Below are 1,881 nucleotides of genomic sequence, written 5' to 3' on the forward strand. Positions count from 1 at the left end.
TTTTAGCTGGTCGAACCTACGACCCAAGTGCATTTGCTGCTCTCCCTATTATGCAAGGCTTTGACCCCGGTTTGTCTTATCATTGTGGCAAAATCCTAGAGTGTGCAGCTATTGCAGCAACCCCCGGATCCGGGGCTGACTGTGCACTTGGAGTTATTAAAGAAGATACTTTTGAGCTCATTCCTCTCAGTGAAGAGCGTACTTTTACCCCTGAGTCTGTTGCTGCACACTCGTTATATGAAAAGTCTGACCCATACAATCTCCCTGGCCCTGGGGGTTATTTGGATTTGAAAAAATGTTAGCTTTAAACAGCTTGAAAATGGTATCGTTGAAGTAGCAGGAACGCAGTTTGTTGAAACAGACTATTCTGTGAAGCTAGAAGGTGCCCGTTTGGTTGGATATCGTACTATATCAATTGCGGGCATTCGTGACTCGATAATGATCGAGCAAATTGAAGAAATCATCCAAAAGGTTAAGATAAAAGTTGATGAGCTAGTTAAATCTAATAAGTTTGATTATCAGCTTATTTTTCATACATATGGAATAAATGGCGTAATGAGAGACTTAGAGCCTAATAAACAACCGCATCCTCATGAATTGTGCCTTCTAATTGAGGCTGTTTCATCAAATCAGAAAAATTCTGATGTAATCTGCAGCTTAGCAAGGTCAACGTTATTACACTTTGGTTACCCAAATCGTGTTGCTACAGCAGGTAACCTTGCTTTTCCTTTTTCTCCTTCAGATATCAAAGCTGGTCCTGTTTATGAATTTAATATCTATCACTTAATTAATATAGAAGATCAAAAAATATTTAAAATGAGAGAGGTTCAACTATGAAAAATTTATCTGATTTGGCAAAAGTGATTAGATCAAAAAATTGTAGCCCTTTCCAATTAACATTTGATATTATTTTTATAGATAGACAGATATATAAAGTTTTTAAAAAAGATAAATTAATTTCACAAAAATTGATTTCATTGGCTTTTAATGTCCCGATAAGCAAAATAAGCGATATTACTTATTTCGATCCAGCCTGTGCCATCAAGTTTGTAATAGACAGATCAATAAGTTCAGGCTCAGTTGGCGATTCTGATGTCTATGGAGCTCAACAACATGCTCCCCTCTTATCATTAATTTTTAATATTTGAAACGGCACCGTCACGTTATTTTCAAAACACCAAATGAAATGTTATATTGCCTTACTTTAGGCACAAAGAATCTGTGCAGTAACATCACTCCAACTTTGAAAGCCTGATTTAGCTTTTCTTTCCTGATTGGTACAGGATTGCGATAACGACCTACACCCACAGCAAAAAAATGACGGGTGACTCCCATCAACTTCAGCATTTTTTGAGCCGAGTTTGTCGACTTCATTTTGATCAGTGATTTCTCACGACGGCGGGTTGGTTGATGGGCATTCTCAATGCGGTTATTGAGGCCCTTGTGCTTGCGATGATCAGCGTTAGAGCAGCACTTTTTAATCGGCTGATTATAGCTACGCAATTTATCCGTCACAATCACACGTGGGTGGGATTTGATCCTAATATTCGTTTCAAAAATCGCATCGCTGACTTTTTACTTTTTCGCTTCTGAATTAAAATATCCAGCTCATCGCCTTCACTGTCTACGGCACGCCATAACACATACTTGTCACCATTAATTTTGATGGTCATCTCACCTAGGTGCCATTTATCAGATCGTCTCACTTCTTTCTTGCGCAGTCGTTGAGTCAGGGGCCGAGCAAGCTTTTTACACCAACGTCTAATGCTTTCATAGCTCACTTTCAATCCACGCTTTGCCATCATTTCTTCAATATCACGATAGCTCAAGCTAAAACGATGATAGAGCCAAACAACATGGCTGATAACCTGGGTGTAAAGC

General features: G+C 38.9%; 3 protein-coding genes and 1 pseudogene. 3 read left to right on the plus strand and 1 reads right to left on the minus strand.

The window, feature by feature from the left end:
* From BGC07_RS00660 to BGC07_RS00670, 3 genes are all read left to right on the plus strand, one after another.
* Nucleotides 1-302 (plus strand): hypothetical protein (locus tag BGC07_RS00660; protein ID WP_201258080.1); only part of this gene is annotated, 302 nt, incomplete at its 5' end.
* Nucleotides 303-369: 67 nt separating this feature from the next.
* A complete protein-coding gene (locus tag BGC07_RS00665; protein ID WP_069311566.1) occupies nucleotides 370-837 on the plus strand; it encodes a hypothetical protein in 468 nt (155 codons plus the stop codon).
* On the plus strand, nucleotides 834-1,148 hold the full coding sequence (locus BGC07_RS00670) for a DUF4387 domain-containing protein (protein WP_069311567.1): 315 nt from the start codon (nucleotides 834-836) through the stop codon (nucleotides 1,146-1,148). The genes BGC07_RS00665 and BGC07_RS00670 overlap by 4 nt, the downstream gene beginning before the upstream one ends.
* 10 nt (nucleotides 1,149-1,158) lie before the next feature.
* On the opposite strand, the pseudogene BGC07_RS23735 reads toward BGC07_RS00670, so the two are convergent.
* Nucleotides 1,159-1,829, minus strand: a pseudogene (locus tag BGC07_RS23735) (IS6 family transposase).
* Nucleotides 1,830-1,881: the final 52 nt, after the last annotated feature.

The sequence above is a fragment of the Piscirickettsia litoralis genome (assembly GCF_001720395.1).
Taxonomy (GTDB): domain Bacteria; phylum Pseudomonadota; class Gammaproteobacteria; order Piscirickettsiales; family Piscirickettsiaceae; genus Piscirickettsia; species Piscirickettsia litoralis.

What these genes read in the sequence shown, in the direction of transcription:
- BGC07_RS00670 (WP_069311567.1), top strand. Translation starts at nt 834, where the DNA reads ATGAAAAATTTATCTGATTTGGCAAAAGTGATTAGATCAAAAAATTGT.